This window comes from Flavobacterium sp. (assembly GCF_028689845.1).
GTDB lineage: Bacteria > Bacteroidota > Bacteroidia > Flavobacteriales > Flavobacteriaceae > Flavobacterium.
Genome location: NZ_JAQVCH010000003.1, coordinates 118,333 through 142,221, shown reverse-complemented (window position 1 = coordinate 142,221; position 23,889 = coordinate 118,333). Strand labels below are relative to the sequence as shown.

The 23,889-nt window shown below is 34.7% G+C and carries 22 protein-coding genes; 10 read left to right on the top strand and 12 right to left on the bottom strand.

Annotated elements, in window-relative coordinates; all coding sequences use genetic code 11:
• Positions 1–13: 13 nt before the first annotated feature.
• Positions 14–142 (top strand): DUF1761 domain-containing protein, encoded by a 129-nt coding sequence (locus tag PHR76_RS02560; RefSeq protein ID WP_366143562.1) that lies wholly within the window; start codon positions 14–16, stop codon positions 140–142.
• Here PHR76_RS02560 and PHR76_RS02555 read toward each other — a convergent pair.
• Positions 139–414: a 4a-hydroxytetrahydrobiopterin dehydratase gene (locus PHR76_RS02555; RefSeq protein ID WP_300058190.1), complete on the bottom strand. Its 276-nt coding sequence runs from the start codon at positions 412–414 to the stop codon at positions 139–141. The two genes, PHR76_RS02560 and PHR76_RS02555, sit on opposite strands and share 4 nt — an antisense overlap.
• Positions 415–502: 88 nt before the next feature.
• Here PHR76_RS02555 and PHR76_RS02550 point away from each other — a divergent pair, with 88 nt between their 5' ends.
• A complete protein-coding gene (locus PHR76_RS02550) occupies positions 503–1,660 on the top strand; it encodes a peptidogalycan biosysnthesis protein (RefSeq protein WP_300058187.1) in 1,158 nt (385 codons plus the stop codon).
• On the opposite strand, the gene PHR76_RS02545 is transcribed toward PHR76_RS02550, so the two are convergent.
• Both PHR76_RS02545 and PHR76_RS02540 read right to left on the bottom strand, forming a co-directional pair.
• Positions 1,644–2,033, bottom strand: a complete 390-nt coding sequence (locus PHR76_RS02545; RefSeq protein ID WP_300058184.1) for a DUF4345 domain-containing protein — start codon at positions 2,031–2,033, stop codon at positions 1,644–1,646. The genes PHR76_RS02550 and PHR76_RS02545 overlap by 17 nt on opposite strands.
• Positions 2,034–2,050: 17 nt before the next feature.
• Entirely contained in the window at positions 2,051–3,967 is a 1,917-nt protein-coding gene (locus tag PHR76_RS02540; protein ID WP_300058181.1) for an ABC-F family ATP-binding cassette domain-containing protein, read from the bottom strand.
• Between the two features lie 66 nt (positions 3,968–4,033).
• Here PHR76_RS02540 and PHR76_RS02535 point away from each other — a divergent pair, with 66 nt between their 5' ends.
• On the top strand, positions 4,034–4,432 hold the full coding sequence (locus tag PHR76_RS02535) for a DUF983 domain-containing protein (protein ID WP_300058178.1): 399 nt from the start codon (positions 4,034–4,036) through the stop codon (positions 4,430–4,432).
• Here the strand turns inward: PHR76_RS02535 and PHR76_RS02530 are convergent.
• The 7 genes from PHR76_RS02530 to topA form a co-directional block, all read right to left on the bottom strand.
• The gene (locus PHR76_RS02530; protein WP_300058176.1) at positions 4,419–5,471 is read right to left on the bottom strand and encodes an FAD-dependent oxidoreductase; all 1,053 of its coding nucleotides are present in this window, start codon (positions 5,469–5,471) and stop codon (positions 4,419–4,421) included. The two genes, PHR76_RS02535 and PHR76_RS02530, sit on opposite strands and share 14 nt — an antisense overlap.
• A 60-nt stretch (positions 5,472–5,531) precedes the next feature.
• A complete protein-coding gene (gldN, locus tag PHR76_RS02525; RefSeq protein WP_300058173.1) occupies positions 5,532–6,446 on the bottom strand; it encodes a gliding motility protein GldN in 915 nt (304 codons plus the stop codon).
• 50 nt (positions 6,447–6,496) lie between these two features.
• Positions 6,497–8,038 carry a gliding motility protein GldM gene (gldM, locus tag PHR76_RS02520; RefSeq protein ID WP_300058171.1) on the bottom strand — a complete coding sequence of 514 codons (1,542 nt, stop codon included), beginning with the start codon at positions 8,036–8,038 and terminating at the stop codon, positions 6,497–6,499.
• Positions 8,039–8,084: 46 nt separating this feature from the next.
• Complete coding sequence (gene gldL / locus PHR76_RS02515) at positions 8,085–8,723, bottom strand: gliding motility protein GldL (RefSeq protein WP_300058168.1); 639 nt, start codon at positions 8,721–8,723, stop codon at positions 8,085–8,087.
• Between the two features lie 57 nt (positions 8,724–8,780).
• Positions 8,781–10,187 carry a gliding motility lipoprotein GldK gene (gene gldK / locus PHR76_RS02510; protein ID WP_300058165.1) on the bottom strand — a complete coding sequence of 469 codons (1,407 nt, stop codon included), beginning with the start codon at positions 10,185–10,187 and terminating at the stop codon, positions 8,781–8,783.
• 204 nt (positions 10,188–10,391) lie between these two features.
• Positions 10,392–11,540: a formimidoylglutamase gene (locus PHR76_RS02505; protein ID WP_300058162.1), complete on the bottom strand. Its 1,149-nt coding sequence runs from the start codon at positions 11,538–11,540 to the stop codon at positions 10,392–10,394.
• Between the two features lie 3 nt (positions 11,541–11,543).
• A complete protein-coding gene (gene topA, locus PHR76_RS02500) occupies positions 11,544–14,060 on the bottom strand; it encodes a type I DNA topoisomerase (RefSeq protein WP_300058160.1) in 2,517 nt (838 codons plus the stop codon).
• 195 nt (positions 14,061–14,255) lie between these two features.
• On the opposite strand from topA, the gene miaB reads away from it, so the two are divergent.
• The 7 genes from miaB (at position 14,256) to groL (ending at position 21,193) form a co-directional block, all read left to right on the top strand.
• Complete coding sequence (gene miaB / locus PHR76_RS02495; RefSeq protein ID WP_300058157.1) at positions 14,256–15,701, top strand: tRNA (N6-isopentenyl adenosine(37)-C2)-methylthiotransferase MiaB; 1,446 nt, start codon at positions 14,256–14,258, stop codon at positions 15,699–15,701.
• A 94-nt stretch (positions 15,702–15,795) separates the two neighbouring features.
• Positions 15,796–17,061: a sigma 54-interacting transcriptional regulator gene (locus PHR76_RS02490; protein WP_300058196.1), complete on the top strand. Its 1,266-nt coding sequence runs from the start codon at positions 15,796–15,798 to the stop codon at positions 17,059–17,061.
• 7 nt (positions 17,062–17,068) lie between these two features.
• Positions 17,069–17,575, top strand: a complete 507-nt coding sequence (locus tag PHR76_RS02485) for an LptE family protein (protein ID WP_300058155.1) — start codon at positions 17,069–17,071, stop codon at positions 17,573–17,575.
• Positions 17,576–17,639: 64 nt separating this feature from the next.
• Positions 17,640–18,689 carry a tetratricopeptide repeat protein gene (locus PHR76_RS02480; protein ID WP_300058152.1) on the top strand — a complete coding sequence of 350 codons (1,050 nt, stop codon included), beginning with the start codon at positions 17,640–17,642 and terminating at the stop codon, positions 18,687–18,689.
• A gap of 2 nt (positions 18,690–18,691) precedes the next feature.
• A complete protein-coding gene (gene secG, locus PHR76_RS02475; RefSeq protein WP_300058149.1) occupies positions 18,692–19,051 on the top strand; it encodes a preprotein translocase subunit SecG in 360 nt (119 codons plus the stop codon).
• Between the two features lie 168 nt (positions 19,052–19,219).
• Positions 19,220–19,495: a co-chaperone GroES gene (locus PHR76_RS02470; protein ID WP_300058146.1), complete on the top strand. Its 276-nt coding sequence runs from the start codon at positions 19,220–19,222 to the stop codon at positions 19,493–19,495.
• 66 nt (positions 19,496–19,561) lie between these two features.
• A complete protein-coding gene (gene groL, locus PHR76_RS02465; RefSeq protein WP_300058144.1) occupies positions 19,562–21,193 on the top strand; it encodes a chaperonin GroEL in 1,632 nt (543 codons plus the stop codon).
• A 62-nt stretch (positions 21,194–21,255) separates the two neighbouring features.
• On the opposite strand, the gene PHR76_RS02460 is transcribed toward groL, so the two are convergent.
• Positions 21,256–21,600: a heavy-metal-associated domain-containing protein gene (locus tag PHR76_RS02460; RefSeq protein WP_300058141.1), complete on the bottom strand. Its 345-nt coding sequence runs from the start codon at positions 21,598–21,600 to the stop codon at positions 21,256–21,258.
• Positions 21,601–21,619: 19 nt separating this feature from the next.
• Positions 21,620–23,854 carry a TonB-dependent receptor gene (locus PHR76_RS02455; RefSeq protein ID WP_300058138.1) on the bottom strand — a complete coding sequence of 745 codons (2,235 nt, stop codon included), beginning with the start codon at positions 23,852–23,854 and terminating at the stop codon, positions 21,620–21,622.
• Positions 23,855–23,889 lie beyond the last annotated feature (35 nt).

The window sequence follows — 23,889 nt, the reverse complement described above, 5'->3', positions numbered from 1 at the left end:
GAGCGGTTTATTTTTGGCCTTACCGATGGTTGCTATCAACGGGTTATTTGAACGAAAGTCTTGGAAATATATTTTTATTCATGCTGGCTATTGGACAGTAAGCATGACGATAATGGGAGCTATTGTATGTGGATGGGTTTAATTTAGCCCATCAATTGCAGCCGCCAATGTAAAATCCTTGTCGGTAACGCCATCTTGGTCATGCGTGGATAAGCGGAGTGTCACTTTGTTATACACGTTTACAATTTCGGGATGATGATTTTGCTTTTCGGCAAGAAAAGCAAGTTGGATAAGAAAACCCATTGCTTCTGTGAAATTTTTAAATTCATACTTTTTTTCAAGCGTATTATTTTTAAAATCCCAACCGTTTAAGTCCTTAATTTTTTCTTGAATGCTGTTTACAGAATAATTCATAATTTATAATTTTATATAAAGTTAAAAAAGATTCTTGTTTTTTCAATATACTTTAACTTTATCCACTTATTACGAAACTCTTTATTTTTTGAATTCCACTTATACTTTTACACTTTACGAAACAGTCAGCCAACTTCCAGATCAATGGAATAACCTTGCTGCATCGAATGTTTTTTTATCGATCCCGTATTTAGAAGCATTAGAACAATCTGCTCCATTAAATATGCAATGTTTTTATATTGGCTTATTTGAAAACACAAAACTAGTTGGTATTTCATTAGCACAGTTTTTAAATTTAAATCAATTGGAATCCTTTGGAGAACGTGATAAATGCATCAAAACATTTTTTAGAAATATAATTTTTAGAAATTTTGGAGCTCATGTTTTATTTATTGGAAACAACATGCTCACAGGTCAAAATGCCTTTTGTTTTTCAATAGAAGTTAATCTTGTTAAAGGAGTTGAAGTTTTACATCTAGCAAGTTTAGCCATTCGAGAAAATTTAAAAAAGCAAGGATTAAAAACACATCTTACCACTTTTAAAGATTTTAACCAAGAAGAGCTTACTGCTTTTTCGACGCCAATTTTTTCGAATTTTTATCGGTTTACAACCCAACCCAATATGGTTTTCTGCTCATGGGATCATTGGAAAACATTTGACGATTATTTGAGTTCTTTAACTAAAAAATACCGCGACCAGTACAAACGATGTCGGAAAAAAGGAGAAGGAATTGAAAAACAAAAATTGGACTTAAATGCGATTATTTTCTTGGAAGATACGATTTATGAATTGTATCATCACGTGGCCTTGAATGCTCCATTTAACACCTTTTTCTTGGCAAAAAACCATTTCAGGATGATGAAGGAAAAACTAAAGGATAAATTTTTATTTTACGGTTATTTTGAAAAAGGAGAACTCATTGGTTTTAACACCTTAGTAAAAAATGGTGACCAAATGGATACTTATTTTTTAGGATACGATGAGCAAATTCAACGTGAAAAAATGTTGTATTTAAATATGCTTTATGATATGGTTGCCTACTCTATTAACAAAGGGTTTAAAGAAATTGTATTTGCTAGAACTGCGTTAGAAATCAAGAGTTCAATTGGAGCAAAGCCAGAAAAAATGACAGGTTTGATTCAGCATTCTAACCGATTAATAAATCTCAATATGAGTACGTTTTTTGCAAGTTTAGAGCCTAAATCAACGTGGAAAGAACGCAATCCGTTTAAGGAAAATCCTTAAATTTTTGATACTGTAAAAAAGCAAAAATCGCTAAAATTAATTCTCCTAGAACTCCAAAAGTAAAAGCTGGTGAAGGAAGACCATCAACGAGCATACTAAAAATTCGTCCAAAAACTAAACCGGTCATAAAGACAAAATTAGAAAGCGTGGCTACTTTCCACAACGAGGAATTTAAAATTCCCATTATCCACAGTAGTGAAAAAGCCAAATATAAACCTAAAATAGCACGAAAAACATTTTTTAAATCGGTTGTTTCAACATGAAAATCAAACATTATTGGCAGCGATTGTTCTGGAAACAATCCATAGATTAACGCTGCCGGGACAACGATTAGAGTTGAAATAAGTAAATGCAAATTTTTCTGAATTTTCATTCTATTTTGAATATAACTTAGGAATTTATCGTTTCAATTTCCAATTGAATTGTTTCCCATTCTTCTAATAAAGCATCCAATTCTTCTTTCTTTTTGGTGTAAGCCATAAAAAAACTTGCATCTTCAATGTGTTTATCATAGTTGGATGCCAAGGCTTTATCGTCATTTTGCAAAGCGATTTCCAGTTGTTTGATTAAGCTTTCTACTTTACTTAGTCGGTTTTGTAATGCCTTATTTTTCTTTTGATCTTCATACGAAATCGTCTTTGGTCCTTTTTGAATTGGAGCAGCAGTAACAACATCTTTCTTTTCAATTTCACGCATATTAATCGCATTACGTTGCTCTAAGAAGAAATTAATATCGCCCAAATATTCTCTAATTTTTTGGTCTTTAAATTCATACACGGTATTGGCCATTCCTTGCAGAAAATCTCTATCATGCGAAACCAATAATAAGGTGCCTTCAAATTTATTTAACGCCGCTTTCAATACATTCTTAGACTTAATATCCAAGTGATTGGTTGGCTCATCCATTAATAAAACGTTGATGGGTTGCAATAACAACTTACACAATGCCAGTCGATTACGTTCACCTCCAGAAAGCACTTTTACTTTCTTTTCAACATCATCCCCTCGGAATAAAAAAGAGCCCAACATGTCTCGCACTCTAGCCCGATTGCCATCGGTAGCGGCATTGACCATGGTTTCTAACAAAGTAATTTCGCCATCTAAATATTCCGCTTGATTTTGGGCAAAATATCCCAACTGAACGTTGTGACCCAATTTAATGGTTCCGTCATATTTAAATTCATTGACAATCGCTTTGATAAAGGTCGACTTTCCTTGTCCGTTTTGACCTACGAATGCAATTTTACTGCCGCGTTCAACCAAAAGCGAAATATCTTTTAAAATAGTTTTATCGCCATACGCTTTAGTAACATGTTCCGCTTCTATCACGACTCTTCCTGGAGTTTGCGAGAGTGGAAAAGAAATATTCATCACCGAATTGTCATCTTCATCAACTTCAATTCGTTCTACTTTATCTAATTTTTTAATTAAGGATTGAGCCATGGAAGCTTTACTCGCTTTGGCACGAAATTTTTCAATCAACTTCTCCGTTTCTTCAATTTTTTTAGCTTGATTTTTCTGCGTTGCCAATTGCTTTTCGCGAATTTCTTCTCGTAAAAGTAAATATTGTGAATACGGTTTATTAAAATCATAGGCTTTCCCTAAGGAAATCTCGATGGTTCTATTTGTTACATTATCTAAAAACATTTTATCGTGTGAAACGATGACCACTACGCCGGGAAAATTTCTTAAAAAGCCTTCTAACCAAATGATACTTTCAATATCCAAGTGATTGGTAGGCTCATCGAGTAATAAAATATCATTTGTTTGAAGTAATAATTTTGCTAATTCAATTCGCATTCGCCAACCGCCAGAAAACGTATCGGTTTGGTTATTGAAATCTTCTCTTTTAAATCCTAAACCTAAAAGAATTTTTTCTGTATCGCCTACATAATTATATCCGCCTAAAACTTCATAATGATGCGTGGCATCGCTTAATTCATCAATAAATTCCGAATAAATTTGACTTTCATAATCGGTTCGTGTGACCAATTGATGGTTAATTTCCTCAATTCGGTACTCGGTTTTCTTAATGTCTTCAAAAGCTTGGTAGGCTTCTTCTAATACTGTTCGGCCAAGTTCAAAATCGATATCTTGACGAAGAAAACCCATTTTTACTTCCTTCTCTGTGGCAATTTGACCTGAATCTGGCTTAAAATCACCAGCTAAAATTTTTAGCATCGTCGATTTTCCGGCTCCATTTTTTCCTACCAGACCTACTCTATCGCCAGAGCCTAATCGAAAAGTGACTTCTTCAAATAAATAAGTGCCACCAAAAGAAACCGATAAATTGTGAATGTTTAGCATAATTTTGTTACATAAGTTACATTGGTAGATAAGTAAAAAGATACCTTTGTATAAAATTTTTTGCAAATGTTAAAAAAAGGATCCAAATTGAATAGCATTTTAACAGGAAGTTGTCCTAAATGCCAAGAAGAAAGTATGTATGTGGAGAAAAACCCTTATAAATTAGGGACGATATTTGATATGCATGAAAAATGCAGTCATTGTGCGACCCGTTATAAATTGGAACCTTCCTTTTTTTATGGAGCTATGTATGTTAGTTATGGGGTGAGTATTGCCTTTGGGGTAGCGTCTTTTATCATAGCCAATGTCTTTGTAGGATTAGGCTTACTTCATTCGTTTATTGCCATTGTGATTACTTTAATTTTAACGTATCCTGTAACATTACGTCTTTCTAGAAATATTTGGATTAATATGTTTATTCATTTTGACAAAGATTGGGAAAAACACAAATCTACGTCCAATTAATTTTTTTTAATCGTTGAATATCGATTTCTAATGAAAGTGGGGTTTGATTTTCAATTTTATCATACAAACTTTGGGCCATAGAAGGAGCGAGCATTACTCCACGCGTTCCTAGCCCGTTTAACACATGCAGTCTTGAAAAACTTGGGTGAGTTCCCACGAGAGGCCTTCTGTCCTTTACAGTAGGTCTTACGCCAGCCAAATGGTCTATCACTTCAAATTCAGAATGAAGTAAATTTTTTAAATGTGTTAGCAATTCGTTTTTTCCAGCTTCTGTTGGGGTGGCTGTTTTATCTTGCCAATTATAAGTTGCTCCTACTTTATATAAATCATTCCCGATTGGAAGAATAAAAACAGACGACTTAATAATTGCGTCCAACTTTAAATCTGGAGCTTTTATAACTATTAATTCGCCTTTTGTTCCATCAAGTGGTAAACAAGAAAAAAAAGGATTAGCATGAATTCCAAATCCTTCTGCAAAAACTACTTCTTTGTATTGTTCGTCTTGGTAGGAAACATAATCAGCATGTATTTTCAATTGGCTATAATCAATTGATTCTTGATTTAAAAGATGTAACTCAGTTAAATAAGCTTGGTATTTTTGAAGTAATAAATTCGTATCCACATAACCTGATTGGAGAACTTCGCCGTATCCAAAAGGGGAATCGATACCGTTATATTTGATGTGCTTAATATCGGGAGATAAAAAAGGTGCTAAATTTAGTTTATCAGTAGCAAGAACCCAATTATTTTGTTCTTGAACAGAATATATTTTACGAAAAATAGGTACAGGAAAATCGAACTTTGACTTAAGTTTTTGTTCAAGTCCTTGGTAAAACACCTGAAGTAACTGAAGCTGTTCTTGGGCGTTCCATACTTCTGAAAAACGTTTTAGAATTACTGGATTATATAAACCCCCCGCAACTTTTGAGGAGTTTTGAGAATAATTTTCAAAAACCGAAATAGTTTTTTGATGCTGTAGTGCAATTTCTGCAAAAGCAATACCAGCTAAACCGCAACCGACAATTAAATAATCTTTCATCTCACAAAAATAAAAAACTCTTACTTGACAGTAAGAGTTTTTTGATTATTTATTTTATGCTTAGTAATTCCACATATCTTGCTCAAAGTCTCTGATTTTTTCTTTAACTCTTTCAGATTCTAACAGTTGATTTAAGGCATTATCTCGCATGTATTCTTGAATTTGTCTGTCGCCATACACATTTTCTTCTTTGTAAATTACTCCACTAAATCGGCGTGAATTCAACAAATGGTCAAAGGTCATTGGCATAGCAGAATTTTCGTTATTAAATGCTTTCCACTCATGTAACACATCACGAATTGACGGGAAATAAACCCAAAATAATTCGATTACGTCTGGATTCTCAACTCCAATTTCACGAGCTTCTGGAGATACTGGACAAATACCTAATAAACGGTATTTCATTTCACCTTGACGTTTGTCAAAATACCAATATCCTTTGATTTTATATCCTGATACATCGATAGAAGTTAATTCTCTCTTGTCGATATACTGGGGATCTAAAACTTTAGCACCAGATTTATAATCATCATAATAGGTATTAATTTCTTCACGACCAGCATTGGTTGTATCGATATACGTGAACGAAGAAGACATGTCTTTTAATGATTTTTTAGTATTAAAATAATCATCATAGTACACTTCTGTAATTCGACCATTTTTAATCTCTTTAATCAACACATCGAATAATGAACGTCTGTCTTTACCAATATTTGCTGTGTCAATCGGGAAGTATAACGGAAAGTTGATTCGTTCATCTAAATCGATGATTTCCCAAACCATTTTACCCATCAATACATCTCTATCGGCAACATAACCATATTGAAGTGGTTTGTCGTTATCACTTTCTTCTTGGGCTGCTGTTTTTTTGCCAATTTCACTAGGAGACTTAGCATTTAATAAATTCGATTGTGCAAAACTCATTTGAGTAAGCATAAAAACCGAAAATAGGGCTAAAACTTTATTCATTTTCATTGTGTATAATTTGTAGGTTAACTTAAGGGAATAACGAAAATTAGACTTAATTATTGTATTTCATAAATTACTGGAGCAGTTCTTGGTAACATGATAGAAGAACCCACTAATTGTGTTTTAATATCAGAAATAGTTACTACATCACCTCTTCCAGCTCTTGCTAAGGCCGCTTTACATTGAGCATTAACTCTATCGCCAGAAACAATAACTGCAGCTTGACCAGGCACTTTAAACGTGAATGCTGTTACATTTAACTGCACATCAAAATCAAAATCTGGTAATTTAGCCATTACTTGTGAAACCTCTAATCTAGATTTTGCTCCTTTAACAGAATACATTTCACCACCAATAGCACCTACCGGAGCAGGAATACCTTTGATACGGAATACTTTTTTAGAACTAGCTGATTTTCCACCCGGTAATTTAGCTGTTACATTGATAACTGCCTCAGTACCTTGACCTGGACTCATGTTGTATTTACCAACACCACTTCCTCTAGATAAACCAGGTGCTGATGCCGTAACATCTACATCGGAAACTCCAGCAAACGAAATAGTCATTGGGTTAACAACCCCACGATAAACCACATTCATTTTATCAGCAGAAATAGTAGCTTCTTTTGGTTGAGGAACTACTACATACTTACCTTCAAATTTTAATGGAATTTCTTTTCCATCTTCCATAAAGCTAAATTGTCCGTTGATATTTTGCTCACCCACAGCACCCGCTGTTAAAGAGATAACTGCTTGACCATTTTCAATTTTACCAGGACCGACGAATTTAGTTGGTGTTGTATTCGCATCATAACGACCTAATACTACTTTACCAGTAACTGTTTCTCCTTGAAAATATGCATTTTTATCTAAAACCACAATTGCTTGATAATTACTGTAAGAAGCAGCAGCTACAGCCGCTTTTCCTAACAATGTATTATAGACATCTGTTTCAGCTTTTTTAATATCACCTTGCCAAGCAGAAAGCTTAGCTAATGAAGCGATAGCAGGAAAACCTTTAAAGTGGTAATCTAGATAATCAATTTGTACTCCATCTTTGTTTTTAACTTTAGCTAAATCAAATTTGTTATCTACTTCAGCAACAATAGAACTTAATTTTTTGTTAGTTCCCAAAGCTGCTTTCATGTCTGTTTTATATTTTTCAATGGTAGTCATGATTTCTTGTCCTTTTGGAGAATAACCCGATGGGCTAAACCACAAATGATCAATATTGTCTGCTTTATCCATTGCCTCATAAGGTAACTTTCCTGTTTCCTCGTCCACTTCAGTTCCTGTTAACACATCTGTTTTTAATGCAGCGATGTAATCATAGAAAGCTTTAGTGATTTTTTCTACTTTGTGTGCTGTTGTTGCAGCAGTAGCAAATTCACCGCCAGCCTCTGAGGCTTTTTGGTCTAAGCTACTTAACATTTGAGCATTAGAAGCAACTGCAGCAGTGTTTGAATCTTCGAATTTTTCATTCATCAATCCAAATGCTGAAAGTACTTCTTTTGACATATTTAATGCCAACATTGCGATGAAAACCAAGTACATCAGGTTAATCATCTTCTGTCTAGGGGTTAATTTTCCTCCTGCCATTTTTTCTAATTAGTTTTGTTAGTTTGTATTAAATTGATAAAACTAATTATCCTTTATTTCCCATTGCAGACAACATACCTCCATAAACATTGTTTAAGGATGCGATATTAGCAGTCATTGCTTGCATTTGATCTTTTAATTTAGATGCGTTATCAGCGATTTCTTTGTTAGCTTCTGCATTTCTAGTAGCACTTTCTAATTGTACTTTGTACAAACTATTTAATGATTCCATTTGAGCAGCAGCCATAGACAACTCTTCGCTATATTTTTTCTGACCTACCATTGAGTCAACTGTAGGAGCAATTCCTTTTGCAGCTGATTCAAAATTTCTGATACTGTTTCCTAAACTAGCCATTAATTCGCCGTCTAATTTAGCATCTTTCAACATTGCATCTAATTTTTGAGATAACAATCCTTGAGCATCTTCTTTAACTGATTTGTTTGATTTAGCATCGCCACCAGCTAATTCAGGATATACTAAAGACCAGTCTAAATCAGTGTCTACTGGTTCAAAAGCAGAAAGAGCAAAAATGATAGCCTCCGTTACAAGACCAATAGTTAACATGACGTTCCCGGTTAGTGGTCCGATTTCAAAGTGAATAATTTTGAATAGAGCTCCTACGATTACAACCGCAGCACCCATTCCATAAGCAAAATTCATTGTTTTTTTACTTAAAATTGCCATAATAATAAAAATTTAGTTAGTTAAGTTAATTATATAAAGTTGGTTAATAATTCTAATTTATCTTCTGCTGTTCCCTGTTGATTGTGTTCCCATATAATCTTGTACGGTACGGAAACCAATGTAACTTCTAGCAGAATCTGCATATTCGTAATCTCTTGTACTTACTTGAAGGAAGTAAGCCACATCTTTCCATGAACCTCCACGGATAACTTTACGTTTGTTTTTCAAATCACCCACAGTTGGGTTCATTGTTGAAACATATTCATAAGAGGCAGCATCATAAGAGGAGTCTGTCCATTCTGAAACGTTACCAGCCATGTTGTATAAGTTATAATTGTTTGGCTCGTATGATTTTGCTTCAACCGTGTATAACGCTTCATCTGCAGCATAATCTCCTCTATTTGGTTTGAAGTTTGCTAAATAACAACCTCTATCATTTTTAGCATAATTACTTCCCCAAGGATAGGTTGCAGATTGCAGACCACCACGAGCGGCATATTCCCACTCCGCCTCTGTTGGTAAACGGAACGTATTAATTAAATCTTGTTTTTTCTTTTTAGATTTAATATAAATATTTTTATTCAAAGTTCTCCAAGCACAAAATGCTTTAGCTTGCTTCCAAGAAACACCCACTACAGGATAATCACTGTAGGCTTGGTGCCAAAAATAATCATTGTGCATTGGCTCATTATAAGAGTAAGCAAAATCTTTGATCCAAGCAGTTGTATCAGGATATACTTTTACTTTTTCTTTTCTAATAAAATCAGAACGTTTACCGGTTTTTGCTTTAGCGGCCGCTTGAATATCCATCCAAGTGTAGCTAAACTCTAACTTATTCACGTTAATGGTGCGTAAACCATTATATGATTCAGCTGCAGGTAAATACATTGAGTCCATTACTTCCACATAGTATTCATCAGGATACTTAGAAGTTTCTTTAATCAACTTTACTTTTCTGTTAAGTCTTCTTCCAGCATACGGATCATCATCTGTACCTAAACTATAGTAGTTTTCATACATATATTTATCGTATGGTGTCATTTTTTCAGGATCTGCATCAGAAAATGCATAATCGCCAATGCTTCCACCGCCTCTTTTTCCACCGCCTTTTTCTCCACCGGTAGCAGAAGTTTGACCAAGTTCATCGGCCAGGACAGCTAATTTCATTCTCGTAATGGAATCTTTGACCCATTCTACATATTGTCTGTATTCACTATTCGTGATTTCCGTTTCATCCATATAGAATGAACGAACCGTTACAGTTTTTGTAGGAGCATCTTGAACGTTTGCAGGATCATCATCGGATTTACCCATGATATAGGCTCCTCCTGGAATCAAGGTCATACCATAAGGTTTCTCTGGATGCCATTTTCTACCTTGAACTCCTACAAGCTCACCTTTGTCGCTTGAACCACAACTAGCCAATACAACTAAAACAGTTGATAATGCGATAAACTTCTTCATATAAATTTGGGTTATCATGTACTCGAATTTTTAAGGCCGTAAACCTATTTATAATTTTTTTAAAATGCAATCTTTTATGCTGTTTTTTATTTACAAGTCAAAACTACTAAGAATCCTTAAACGAAAAAAGAAAAAAGTCGACAAAATACATATATTATCGATGAAATACATCTTTATGTAAAATTTGTAATCTATTACTTTCAATCAATATGATTCTTTTCGTTGTGCCTTCCACCATCTGTCAGGAATTTCTTGGTCGCAAGCTCGCAAATAATCTTCATGCATACATGGCAATAACGAATTTCTTTTTAATTTATTATTAACATTTGAAAAAAATGGTATTTCAATCCACCATCTTTCTGTTTTGGGACTTTTAAAAAACACTAATTCTAAATCGTCAATCGGAACTATATATTTTAAAAAGTTATTTCTATTCAAATTAGGAAATTCTAAAGATCTATAATTATATCCTTCAATAAAATACCAAATAATTTGTGCTATTAAAACACTTTCTTGTTGCGAGTTATGATGATTAAAAAGGCCAAAACTAGAGACTTTATCACTTAAACCAGCATATCTTGCTAAGGCACAAATTTCTTTTCCGTTAAAACCATTCGGTGTAAATATATAATTATTTCCCGAGTTTGCTGATTGAATGCATGTTAAATCTAACGAAACTAAATCACTATCTCTAAAAACAGGCTCAGCCATGCTAGGATTAATTGCTACTTCACCCAAGCGATAACAATCAAAATATAATTTTTCTATTAAATCTATTTCTTCTTGTGAATTATAATAGGTTTGAAACCCAATGTTGCTATAATTAAATAAATTAGTAGGTTCATTGATGATAATTTTAGAGAGATAAGAAGTCGACGTATGCAAAGTTTCATCTTTTCCAAAATCAAAACGACTATCAATTGCCGTTAAATTAACCATTTGATCTAAATGATCATAGCCACGATAAATGGCATAGGTTAAATCTTGACTCCCACCTATTATAATAGGTACAATTTGTTTTTTTACTAGTTCAGCTACAAGTTGAGCCACTACAAAATAGGTGTCTTCTTGTTTGTTTCCTTTAGGGATATTGCCTAAATCAACAATCGTCGATTCCCAGTTACCTGGATATAAAGAATAGAATTCTTTGCGAATCGAATCTAAATCAACTAAACTATCCTGAACGGCTCCACGATTATCCAAAACACCAACCAAAGCAATTTTCGCAAAACTCAAATCCGGAAAATCAGCTCCTGTATGAAGCACTACTTTTCTGCCTAAGGTTTGCCCGTTTAGATTTTCTACAAAACCTAATACATTTTCTGAAACGGGTTCTAAAAAATCAAAAACCATGTATTATTTCTTTTTGGGAGTTGTCTTTTTAACTGTTGTTTTTTTTGGTGCTACTTTTTTGGCTGTAACTTTTTTTGCAGGAGATTTCTTCTCAATTAATTCTTGTACTTGAGCTAACGTTAGCTTTTCTGCTTCCACCTCTTTGCCTAGTTCAATTTTAATTTTGCCTTTTGTAATTACCGAACGACCCCATCGGGCTTTCTCCACCTTAATTCCTTCTGCTTTCCAATCGTGAATAACTTTATCAATTTCTTTTTGTTGTTTATCCTCAATGAGTTCATTTAAATCTGATTGCGATAACTTATCGAAATTATATTTTTTGCTCACATTAATAAACATCCCGTTCCATTTGATAAAAGGACCAAAACGACCGACTCCTTTTTGAATAGGCAAACTATCATACGTACCGATTGGTGCGTCTGCTTGATTCTTTTCTTCAATTAATTCTGTCGCTCTGTCTAACGAAACATCGAGTGGGTCTTCTCCTTTTGGCAAAGAAATAAAGGTTTTTCCGTAACGAACATAAGGGCCAAACCGACCATTATTCACTTCTACTTCTTCTCCTTTATATATACCTAAATTTTTTGGCAATAAAAACAAGTTCAATGCCTCTTCTAAGGTAATAGTTCCAATGTTTTGATCGGCCATTAAACTCGCAAATTGTTTAGTCTCGTCATCTGCTTCTCCAATCTGAGCCATCGGACCAAACTTTCCTAAACGCACTAATACTTGTTTACCCGATTTTGGATCTTTTCCTAAAATACGCTCCCCGCTTTCGCGTTCTGCATTTTCTTCTACTTCTTTTACATTAGGATGAAACTTGTCGTAAAACTCTTGCATCATTTTAGACCAATCTACATTTCCTTCGGCAATTTCATCAAAATCTTGCTCTACTTTTGCGGTGAAGTTATAATCTAAAATAGTCGAAAAGTTTTTAACTAAAAAATCGTTAACAATTGAACCAATGTCGGTTGGCACTAATTTTCCTTTATCAGAACCCGTCATTTCAGCCAAAATCTGACTTTTAACTTCTGCTCCTCTTAACGTTAGTTGGTTATATTTTCGTTCAGCTCCTTCATTTGTTCCTTTCTCAACATAATTCCTACTAATAATAGTCGAAATTGTTGGAGCATATGTTGACGGACGACCAATGCCCAATTCTTCTAATTTTTTTACTAATGAAGCTTCCGTATACCGACTTGGTGCTTGTGAAAAACGTTCTTTTGCGGTGATAAAGCTATTGTTTAAACTTTCACCCGTTTTTAATGCTGGTAAGATACCTTCTTGTTCTTCATCTTCGTCATCATGGCCTTCTAAATATACTTTTAAAAAACCTTCAAATTTAATTACCTCACCCGAAGCGTGAAATAATTCGTTGTGATTATTAGCTTCAATTTTAACATTTGTACGTTCTAAAGCGGCATCGCTCATTTGAGAAGCTAGGGTTCTTTTCCAAATCAAATCGTATAAACGAGCTTGATCTCTTTCCACATTTACCGTATGTTGTGACATATCCGTTGGACGAATTGCTTCGTGAGCTTCTTGTGCTCCTTTACTTTTTGAGGTAAACGTTCTTGGGTGTGAATATTCTTTTCCGTACGATTTAACAATTTCGGCTTGGGCTGCATTTCTCGCTTCTTGCGACAAGTTCACGCTATCCGTTCTCATATACGTAATTAAACCTGCTTCATATAATCGTTGAGCAATTTGCATCGTGATTCCTACCGGCAAATACAATTTACGAGCAGCTTCTTGTTGCAAAGTCGAGGTTGTAAAAGGTGCGGCAGGGGATTTTTTTGCGGGTTTCGTTTCTAAATCAGCGACCTTAAAGGTTGACCCAATATTTTTAGTTAAAAAATCTTCCGCCTCTTTTTTAGTCGCAAAGTTTTTTGGCAATTTGGCTTTTACTGTTTTTCCTGCAACATTAGTGAATTCTGCAGAAACCGCATAAGAACCAGTTGTATTGAAGTTTTGTATTTCGCGTTCGCGTTCAACAATCAGACGTACAGAAACCGATTGCACTCTTCCAGCTGACAATCCTCCTTTAACTTTTTTCCATAAAACTGGTGAAAGTTCATAGCCTACTAATCGGTCTAAAACCCGACGAGCTTGTTGGGCATTGACTAAATTATAATCAATTTCTCTCGGATTTTCGATTGCTTTTAAAATCGCATTCTTGGTGATTTCATGAAAAACAATCCGTTTTGTTTTTTTCTTATCTAATTTTAATTCTTCCGCTAAATGCCAAGAAATAGCTTCTCCCTCACGATCCTCATCGGAAGCTAACCAAACCATTTCTGCGTTTTTGGATAACTCTTTGAGTTTCTTTACGAGTGCTTTCTTGTCTGATGACACCTCATATTTTGGTTTAAAACCATTGAGTACATCTACCCCAATCTCTTTTGAAGGAAGATCAGCAATGTGACCATAACTTGACTCGACTTGGAAGTCTTTGCCTAGAAATTTTTCTATGGTTTTTGCTTTTGCAGGTGACTCAACGATTACTAAATTCTTTGCCATGTTCTTTCTTGTTTGGCAACAAAAGTATGGTTTTTTTTTAATTTTTGATTTTTGAAAAATAAAAACCCCTAGTTTATATTCATTCTCTATCAAAATATTTGTTAAACCTTGTCTGCCATCTTGTCAGATAATTAAATTTAATGTTATATTTGCTACCCGATTCAGATGTTTAAGAAAAGGAAGACAATAACAGGTATGGAAAAAGAAATAATAGAGCAAAAACAAGGTACAAGCCTGGTTTTAGAACAAAAAGAAGGCAATTCAAAAAAGTTATTTATAGAGAGCTATGGTTGTGCGATGAATTTTTCGGATAGTGAAATTGTAGCTTCCATCTTAACAGAACAAGGCTATAATACCACTCAAAAACTTGAAGAAGCCGATTTAGTTTTGGTAAACACATGTTCCATTCGTGACAAAGCAGAGCAAACTATTCGGAAACGTTTAGAAAAATACAATGCTGTAAAAAAAATAAATCCTAGCATGAAAGTGGGCGTTTTAGGCTGCATGGCCGAACGTTTAAAAAATCAATTTCTAGAAGAAGAGAAAATTGTAGACATGGTGGTTGGTCCTGATGCCTATAAAGATATTCCCAACCTTTTAAAAGAAGTTGAAGAAGGCCGTGATGCCATTAACGTCATTTTATCTAAAGATGAAACGTATGGTGATATTTCGCCCGTTCGACTAAATAGCAATGGGGTAAATGCCTTTGTTTCCATCACACGAGGTTGTGATAATATGTGCACGTTTTGTGTTGTTCCATTCACTCGCGGACGCGAACGAAGCCGTGAACCACAAAGTATTTTGGGAGAAATCAACGATTTATGGACAAGAGGTTTTAAAGAAGTTTGTTTATTAGGTCAAAATGTTGATAGTTATTTATGGTATGGTGGCGGCTTGAAAAAAGACTTTGAAAAAGCAACCGAAATGCAAAAAGTCACTGCTGTCGATTTTGCTCAATTATTAGAACAATGTGCGATTTCGTTTCCAAAAATGCGTTTCCGATTTTCTACTTCTAATCCGCAAGATATGCATGAAGAAGTATTACATGTTATCGCAAAATACGAAAACGTATGTAATTATATACATTTACCCGTTCAAAGTGGAAGCTCCCGAATTTTAAAAGAAATGAATCGGCAACACACTCGAGAAGAATACATGGCTTTAATTGATAAAATCAAAGTGATTATTCCGGGTTGTTCTATTTCACAAGATATGATTTCAGGTTTTCCAACAGAAACGGAAGAAGACCATCAAGATACGTTGAGTTTAATGGAATATGTAGAATATGATTTTGGTTATATGTTTTCTTATTCAGAACGACCTGGCACCTTAGCCGCTCGAAAACTAGAAGATGACGTTCCCGAAGAAGTTAAGAAAAGACGTTTACAAGAAATTGTCGATTTGCAACAAGTGCTTAGTGAAAAGAAAACAAAGCGTTTCTTAGGTCAAACCGTAGAAGTTTTAATTGAAAAAGAATCGAAAAAATCAAATCAACATTGGAGTGGACGGATTTCAGAAAATGTCGTGACGGTTTTTCCGAAAGAAAATTATAAACCAGGTGATTTTGTAATGGTCAAAATTCATGATTGCACTTCGGCAACCTTAATTGGTAAAGCAGTTGGGTATTCGAAAATGCAATAATAGAAAACCACAAAATTAAGTATACCTTTAAAATAATTATAAATTAGCGGATCAGCGGTTAATACAAATGATTACTTCGTACCTCGCAATGACTATGGAAAGCATTCAAAACATAAAACAACGATTTGAAATTATAGGGAACGACCCTAAATTGAATCGTGCTATAGAAAAAGCAATTCAGGTTGCTCCTACTGATATTTCTGTATTGGTAACAGGTGAAAGTGGCGTTGGAAAAGAAAGTATTCCTAAAATAATTCACTCTCTTTCCCATCGAAAACACGGAAAATATATTGCTGTCAACTGCGGAGCAATTCCAGAAGGAACTATTGACAGTGAGCTATTCGGACATGAAAAAGGCTCTTTTACCGGAGCAACGGGTGCCCGAGATGGCTATTTTGAAGTCGCCAATGGCGGAACCATTTTTTTAGACGAAGTAGGCGAATTGCCTTTAACCACTCAAGTGCGATTACTTCGGGTTTTAGAAAATGGTGAATTCATAAAAGTTGGCTCCTCGCAAGTGCAAAAAACAAATGTTCGCATTGTAGCGGCTACCAACGTGAATATGTTTGACGCCATTGAAAAAGGGAAATTTCGAGAAGATTTATATTATAGATTGAGTACAGTCGACATCGCCTTGCCTCCTTTACGGGAAAGAAAAGACGATATCCATTTGTTATTTCGAAAATTTGCAGCTGATTTTGCTCATAAATATAAAATGCCTGCTATTAAATTAGAAGACAATGCCGTTGATTTATTGCTTAAATATCGCTGGAGCGGAAATGTGAGACAATTGCGAAATATTGCAGAGCAAATATCGGTTTTAGAAACGAATCGAGTGATTACGCATGCGGTTTTGAATTCTTATCTCCCACAAGAAGGCACAAATTTACCCGCTTTAGTAAAAGACAAAAAAGCCGCAAGTGATTTTAGTAACGAACGCGAAATCTTGTATAAAGTGCTTTTTGATATGAAAAGCGATTTGAATGATTTAAAAAAATTAACCTTAGAATTAATGCAAAGCGGATCGTCCAAAGTTCAAGAATCCAATAAAAATTTAATTCAAAAACTATACGGTCAAAAAGAAGATACAGAAATTGCTTTTGAAGAACCACAAGTTGGCGTAATTCCGAACCAACTCAATTCACACCAAGAGGAATTTATGGATGAGGAAGAGGATGAAGATGACTATCTTTTTGCAGAAACAGTCGAAGAAGAAGAAACCTTACGTTTAGATGCTAAAGAAATTGAACTCATCAAAAAAGCTTTAGATCGAAACAAAGGAAAAAGAAAAGCAGCTGCAGACGAATTAGGAATTTCTGAGCGAACTTTATATCGAAAAATAAAACAATTTGACTTATAAATAGGGTATGAAAAAGAAAATATTTAGTGGTTTTTTGCTTCTTTCGTTGGTAATTTTGACAGGTTGTAAATACTATAACTTTACCGGAACGGGGAAAATTGATGCTAAAACGTTTCAAGTCAATTATTTTCAAAATATTGCCGAATTGATTGAGCCCGGAATCGAACGAGATTTCACGATTGCCCTGCAAGATCTAATCCAAAACCAAACGAATCTAAGCCTAACCAATTCTGGCGGCGATTTAATTTATGAAGGAGAAATTACCGGTTATCGAATTACACCTATGCAGGCCACTGCCGACCAACGAACAGCACAAAACCGATTGACTATCACCGTAAATGTTCGTTACATCAACAATAATAAAGAAGAAGATAATTTTGAAAGACCATTTAGCTTTTTCTATGACTATCCAGCTGACCAACAACTAATTGGTCAAACTCTACAAACAGCAAAAGAAGTGATTTTTGAGCGAATTACACAAGATGTTTTTAACGCTTCACTAGCAAAATGGTAAAAAAAAGCAAGTAGATTAAAAATTTCTTAACTTTGAATTAGAAAAAACAATAAAATCATAAAAATTGAACTTAAGCGAATATACTTTTCTATTGAACAACCCCAATGCGGTAAACGAAAAACAAGCCAAATCGTTGGAAAATGTTGTGGATAATTTTCCTTATTTTCAAAGTGCCAGAGCTTTATACTTAAAAGGTTTATACAATCAAGATAGCTACAAATATAATTTTGCTCTTAAGCAAACTGCAGCACATACGGTTGACAGAAGTGTTTTATTTGATTTTATCACTTCCGATGAATTTACAATTATTGAAAAAGATATTTATGAGCAAAAACTCGCTCTCATTATGGATATCGACGTTGTTGAAAGCCAGCTTATTGCCAATGAAAAGCAACAAGTAGCGGACGAAACAGAAATTCAAGATGAAGTTATAAAGCCCATTCTTAACGAATTAGAACTTCCCGTCATTCCTACTGTAGAATTTGAAGCAATTGCAGATGTTGAATTTATAAAAGTACCTTCACCTGCTATAGAGGAAGTAGTTCTTGAAGAAATAATTGAAATTACTCCTGAGAAAATTGAGACTGAAGAAGTAGTTTTAGAAATTGCTCCTGAAGAAATTATCCCAACCATTTTAGAAGGCAGTGAAACCTCAAGATTAGAAAAATTAGAAATAGGCAAACCGATTTCGTTCACGCAAAGTGAAAAACATTCCTTCCATGAATGGTTACAACTAGCCAATTTTAAGCCCATCGAGAGAAAAAATGAGGAAGAAAAAGAGGTTGTTAAGACAAAACCAATAGAAAAAAACGTTGAAAAAGCAGGAAATCTTTCCAATAAACAAAAGAAATTAGAAATAATTGATAAGTTTATTGAGGCAAATCCAAAAATTAAACCCGCAAAAAATATTACGGAAAGCCCAGCAAAACCGATTGAAATTAAAGAAACAAGTCATTTAATGACCGAAACATTAGCTCGGGTTTATTTGGAACAAAAAAAATTTTCGAAAGCAATTCAAGCTTATGAAATATTAATTTTGAAATATCCAGAAAAAAGTATTTTCTTTGCAGACCGAATTAAAGACATTAAAATTTTACAACAAAATAATCAATAGCAATGGGATTTTCAGTTTTTTTAGTATTAATAACAGTAGTTTGTTTTTTACTTATCGTAGTCATTATGGTTCAAAACCCTAAAGGTGGCGGTTTATCATCAACTTTTGGTAGTTCACAACAAATTGGTGGCGTTCAAAAAACGACCGATTTTTTAGATAAAAGCACATGGACGTTAGGCATCATTTTAATTGCTCTAATTATGTTTTCAAGCTTAGCTTTTAATGATGGCGATGGTACCGTTAAAATTGACAAATCTAATGCAACACCAGCAGCTCAAACTCAAACAGTAGCTCCGCCAGCAGAAACGCCTGCTCCTGCAGAAGCACCTGCTCCAGTTGAAACTGCACCACAACCTGAATAAGCAAATTAGATAAAATATAAAAAAAATATCCCGAGTAAAATCGGGATTTTTTTTTGTAAAAACGGAATCCATTAGCCCTGAAAAAATGTCAGTTTGATTAATTTGGCATAGTTTCTGTCTAATTTGAGGCATTACACTTAATAAAAAACAATAACTAATAAATTAATTATGTCAGTAAACATTAAACCCCTTTCAGACCGCGTTTTGGTTGAGCCGGCTGCAGCCGAAACTACAACAGCTTCAGGTATTATAATTCCTGACACTGCAAAAGAAAAGCCACAAAGAGGAACAATTATTGCCGTTGGAAATGGTAAAAAAGATTACACCATGACCGTAAAAGTTGGCGATACCGTTTTGTACGGAAAATATGCTGGAACTGAATTAAAACTTGAAGGAAAAGATTACCTCATTATGCGTGAAGATGACATTCTAGCAATACTTTAAAAATAAAAACTCTAAATAGAAAGACAGTTGCAACTTGTTCGTTAAACTAAATAAATAAAATATAAAATGGCAAAAGATATAAAATTCGATATTGAAGCACGTGATGGTTTAAAACGTGGTGTTGATGCATTAGCGAATGCAGTAAAAGTAACTTTAGGTCCGAAAGGCCGAAATGTAACAATTAGCAAATCATTTGGTGGTCCAACCGTAACAAAAGATGGTGTGACCGTTGCTAAAGAAGTAGAATTAAAAGATCCTTTGGAAAACATGGGAGCTCAAATGGTTAAAGAGGTTGCCTCTAAAACCAATGATTTAGCAGGAGACGGAACAACAACGGCTACTGTTTTAGCACAAGCCATCGTTAAAGAAGGTTTAAAAAACGTAGCGGCTGGTGCTAATCCAATGGACTTAAAAAGAGGAATTGACAAAGCAGTTGAAGCTATTGTTGCTGATTTAGGCAAACAAGCAAAAGAAGTAGGAAGTTCAATCGAAAAAATTAAACAAGTAGCCTCTATTTCTGCTAATAACGATGAAGTGATTGGCGATTTAATTGCGAAAGCTTTTGGAAAAGTTGGAAAAGAAGGTGTGATTACTGTTGAAGAAGCAAAAGGGACTGATACCTATGTGGATGTGGTAGAAGGAATGCAATTTGACAGAGGATATTTGTCGCCTTATTTTGTGACAAATCCAGAAAAAATGAATGTAGAATTAGAAAATCCATACATTTTATTATACGACAAGAAAGTCTCTTCCTTAAAAGAATTATTACCTGTTTTAGAACCAGTAGCTCAATCAGGCAAACCACTATTGATTATAGCAGAAGATGTTGATGGCGAAGCGTTATCCACTTTAGTTGTAAACAAATTACGTGGGGCCTTAAAAATTGCAGCTGTAAAAGCTCCAGGTTTTGGTGATAGAAGAAAAGCAATGTTAGAAGACATCGCTATTTTAACTGGCGGAACTGTTATTGCGGAAGAAAGCGGTTATACCTTAGAAAATGCAACCTTAGAAATGCTAGGAACTGCAGAAAAAGTTACCATTGACAAAGACAATACAACAATTGTAAACGGTGCTGGAAACGGAGACCTCATTAAAAATCGGGTGAACCAAATTAAATCGCAAATGGAAACGACCACGTCTGATTATGACCGGGAGAAATTACAAGAGCGATTAGCTAAATTAGCTGGTGGAGTTGCTGTTTTATATGTAGGTGCAGCTTCTGAAATAGAAATGAAAGAGAAAAAAGACCGTGTTGATGATGCTTTACATGCAACAAGAGCAGCGGTAGAAGAAGGAATTGTTGCCGGTGGAGGCGTTGCCCTACTGCGTGCAAAAAAGGTCTTAGCTAGCTTAAAAGCAGATAATGCAGATGAAGCAACAGGTATTCAAATTGTGAATCGTGCGGTAGAATCGCCTTTGCGTACTATTGTTGAAAACGCTGGACTAGAAGGTTCGGTTGTGGTAGCAAAAGTAGCAGAAGGAAAAGGTGATTTTGGATACAATGCCAAAACCGATGAGTATGTAGATATGCTAAAAGCAGGAATCATTGACCCGAAAAAAGTAACCCGTGTTGCTTTGGAAAATGCTGCTTCGGTAGCAGGAATGATTTTAACTACAGAATGTGCATTGGTTGAAATTAAAGAAGAAAACGCTGGTGGCGGAATGCCAATGGGCGGTGGAATGCCAGGCATGATGTAAAATTCATGATCATACAAAAAAATAATCCCAGCTCGATTTTTTCTTGCTGGGATTTTTTTTCTTTAGTTTTTTCGATCATACAAACAACAGTAATGTAAACTTTCGTAAACTTCATCTTTTGCTTTTACTTTGTCTGTATCATGTCCAACTGCTGCAATCGCTTCATGAACTTGTTGAACTGTACATTTATTTTCGTCTAAGACTAAATGTAAATCTTGGTGGTCTGAATGCCAAACTGCCGATTTAACGCCTTTCACAGATAGTGCCGCTTTTTCGATTCTGCTTTTACATTTTTCACAATGACCATTAACTTCTATGTTGTATTTGGCATTTTTATTTTTCTTTTCTTGAGCTTGCGTTGTCATTCCGACCAGTGAAACAAGCAAAACTAAAATTATTTTTTTCATATTTATTGAATTGATTTTGTTATTGAATTTTAAATCGTAATCCTGCGTAATACATCCCACCAAAAACAGGGCCATAAACCATAGAGCTATCAAAATAGGAACCAAAAGGATCATTACTTCCTAAAATAGGATTCGGTTGTTGATAATTTCCGATGTTCTCTCCACCAACATAAATTTCAAAAGTTTGAGAAAATGTTTTGGTGATTTGTGCATTAAACGTCGAAAAAGCACTTGCATATTCTGGCAAACGGTATTCTTCGGGATTAGATTGTGTTCGAGGCAAACGCTGCTCACCCAACCAATTATAAGTAAAGTCAAATTTCCACTGTTGGCCACGGTCTTTCACGTGAGTTTCATAAGCGACATTCGTAAAAAATCGATGCTTGGCTTGCAAAGGACGTTCTGCCAAACCAATCGTATAATCCGTTTCAATATCATAATACTTATAGGCTGTTCTAATTGTAAAATGCCGCGTAATTTCATAATTCAAATCTACTTGAAGACTATTGGCAAACGATTGTCCGTCAAGGTTATAAAACAAAACTGATTGCGGGCTATTATCTACATCTACAACCGCTTGATTTTGAAAATCGGTTCGATAAAAATCAAGCGAAAACTCAGCATTTTTACCAAAAAGCTGGAATCCTTGCATCATTCCGAATCCATAATTCCATGCAATTTCAGGGTCTAAACCATAAATTTTACCATTTGTATCAAGAATTTGAAATTGCCGAGAAGATGCAAATAATTGTTGGTTTTCTGCGAAAATATTGGCACTTCGTTTTCCTCTTCCTGCCGATAAACGGTAGGTTGTTTTTTCAAAAGGCTTATACCGTACGTGAGCTCGTGGTGTCAAAAAAACGCCTAATCGATTATGGTAATCAATTCGGCCACCAAAAACATAACTCCATTTATCGTTATCATCAAAGGTATACTCAAAAAAAGCACCTACTGAATTATCAATTCGACTAAAATCAGTTACATTAACAAATTCACTATAATTATCATAGGTGAAATTCATACCCGTTGAAAATTTGTGCAACGTATTACTCAAAATTGAATTATAAATTAGATTAGAATAAAAACTATTTTGTTTGATGTTATATTGATTTAACCCAAAATAAGATTCTTGATTGTGGTAGTTAAACGCATTTTGAAAACCAATACTTTTCCAGGGAGCATCCGGAAATACGTAGCCCATTTTTGCAGAAAGATCAACTTTTTCAGTATTGATTTCTGAACCCCAAAAATTGGTTGTTCCTTTATCTCTATTGGGATCAAAATCAACTTGACCCATTTGCTTATCGTCTTTCATTACGCGAAGGTTGATAAAGCTTACCCATCCTTTTTCGGCATTGGTATATTGCCAACGATTAATGGCATTAATTTGATTTCCGATAGGATTATCCAAAAATCCATCGTCATTCATGTCATTTTTAGCCAAACGCGTACTTCCGTGAAGAAACAAACTCGTAGCCCACTTATCATTAATTTTTTTATTAAAATGGATATTCAATTCAAAACGAGAATCGGTAGAGCCATAGGCATTTAAAAAGAAAGGGATGTCGTTTGCAGGTTTAATTAATTCGTAATTAATTTGACCAGAAATACTTTCATAACCATTTACGACCGAGCCCGCTCCTTTTGTAATTTGGATACTTTCAACCCAAGTACCGGGAACAAATGACAAGCCATAGGCTTGTGCTGCTCCTCGAATAGCTGGAATATTCTCTTCGGTCATCAAAATATAGGGACTCGTTAACCCCAACATTTTTATCTGTTTACTTCCCGAAATAGCATCAGAAAAATTGACATCAATACTCGGATTGGTTTCAAAACTTTCGGATAAATTACAACATGCTGCTTTGAGTAATTCTTTACTCGACATGGTTTGCATATTGGATGTAACCAAATAGCTTTTTTGTAACGATTTCCGAACATTGGTTAACGTGACCTCATCTAAAGAAGTGTCATACTCCATTTTTTGAGTAATTTTTTTGGGGGATGAAACCGTAAGTACAACTGTTTTAAATCCCACATAACTAATGACTAAAACAGTATGATTGGCAGAAAAAGGAATTGTAAATTTTCCCTGATCATCTGAAGTCGTTCCGATTTCGGTATTTTCCCAGTAGATATTTGCTCCGGGAAGTGGTTGGTTATTATCGTATATAATTTTTCCGCTTACATTTTCTTGGCTAAACAAAAGACCTGAAAAAAGCAAACAGCAATATACTAAAAATTGTTTTTGCATGATGTTGATTATAAATTAAACGATTATTAATCACT

Bases quoted from the DNA above. Each gene is read 5' to 3' on its own strand.
- PHR76_RS02555 (WP_300058190.1), bottom strand. From the start codon at position 414: ATGAATTATTCTGTAAACAGCATTCAAGAAAAAATTAAGGACTTAAAC.
- PHR76_RS02545 (WP_300058184.1), bottom strand. From the start codon at position 2,033: ATGAAAATTCAGAAAAATTTGCATTTACTTATTTCAACTCTAATCGTT.
- PHR76_RS02540 (WP_300058181.1), bottom strand. From the start codon at position 3,967: ATGCTAAACATTCACAATTTATCGGTTTCTTTTGGTGGCACTTATTTA.
- PHR76_RS02535 (WP_300058178.1), top strand. From the start codon at position 4,034: ATGTTAAAAAAAGGATCCAAATTGAATAGCATTTTAACAGGAAGTTGT.
- PHR76_RS02530 (WP_300058176.1), bottom strand. From the start codon at position 5,471: ATGAAAGATTATTTAATTGTCGGTTGCGGTTTAGCTGGTATTGCTTTT.
- gldN (WP_300058173.1), bottom strand. From the start codon at position 6,446: ATGAAAATGAATAAAGTTTTAGCCCTATTTTCGGTTTTTATGCTTACT.
- gldM (WP_300058171.1), bottom strand. From the start codon at position 8,038: ATGGCAGGAGGAAAATTAACCCCTAGACAGAAGATGATTAACCTGATG.
- gldL (WP_300058168.1), bottom strand. From the start codon at position 8,723: ATGGCAATTTTAAGTAAAAAAACAATGAATTTTGCTTATGGAATGGGT.
- gldK (WP_300058165.1), bottom strand. From the start codon at position 10,187: ATGAAGAAGTTTATCGCATTATCAACTGTTTTAGTTGTATTGGCTAGT.
- PHR76_RS02505 (WP_300058162.1), bottom strand. From the start codon at position 11,540: ATGGTTTTTGATTTTTTAGAACCCGTTTCAGAAAATGTATTAGGTTTT.
- topA (WP_300058160.1), bottom strand. From the start codon at position 14,060: ATGGCAAAGAATTTAGTAATCGTTGAGTCACCTGCAAAAGCAAAAACC.
- miaB (WP_300058157.1), top strand. From the start codon at position 14,256: ATGGAAAAAGAAATAATAGAGCAAAAACAAGGTACAAGCCTGGTTTTA.
- PHR76_RS02490 (WP_300058196.1), top strand. From the start codon at position 15,796: ATGGAAAGCATTCAAAACATAAAACAACGATTTGAAATTATAGGGAAC.
- PHR76_RS02485 (WP_300058155.1), top strand. From the start codon at position 17,069: ATGAAAAAGAAAATATTTAGTGGTTTTTTGCTTCTTTCGTTGGTAATT.
- secG (WP_300058149.1), top strand. From the start codon at position 18,692: ATGGGATTTTCAGTTTTTTTAGTATTAATAACAGTAGTTTGTTTTTTA.
- PHR76_RS02470 (WP_300058146.1), top strand. From the start codon at position 19,220: ATGTCAGTAAACATTAAACCCCTTTCAGACCGCGTTTTGGTTGAGCCG.
- groL (WP_300058144.1), top strand. From the start codon at position 19,562: ATGGCAAAAGATATAAAATTCGATATTGAAGCACGTGATGGTTTAAAA.
- PHR76_RS02460 (WP_300058141.1), bottom strand. From the start codon at position 21,600: ATGAAAAAAATAATTTTAGTTTTGCTTGTTTCACTGGTCGGAATGACA.
- PHR76_RS02455 (WP_300058138.1), bottom strand. From the start codon at position 23,854: ATGCAAAAACAATTTTTAGTATATTGCTGTTTGCTTTTTTCAGGTCTT.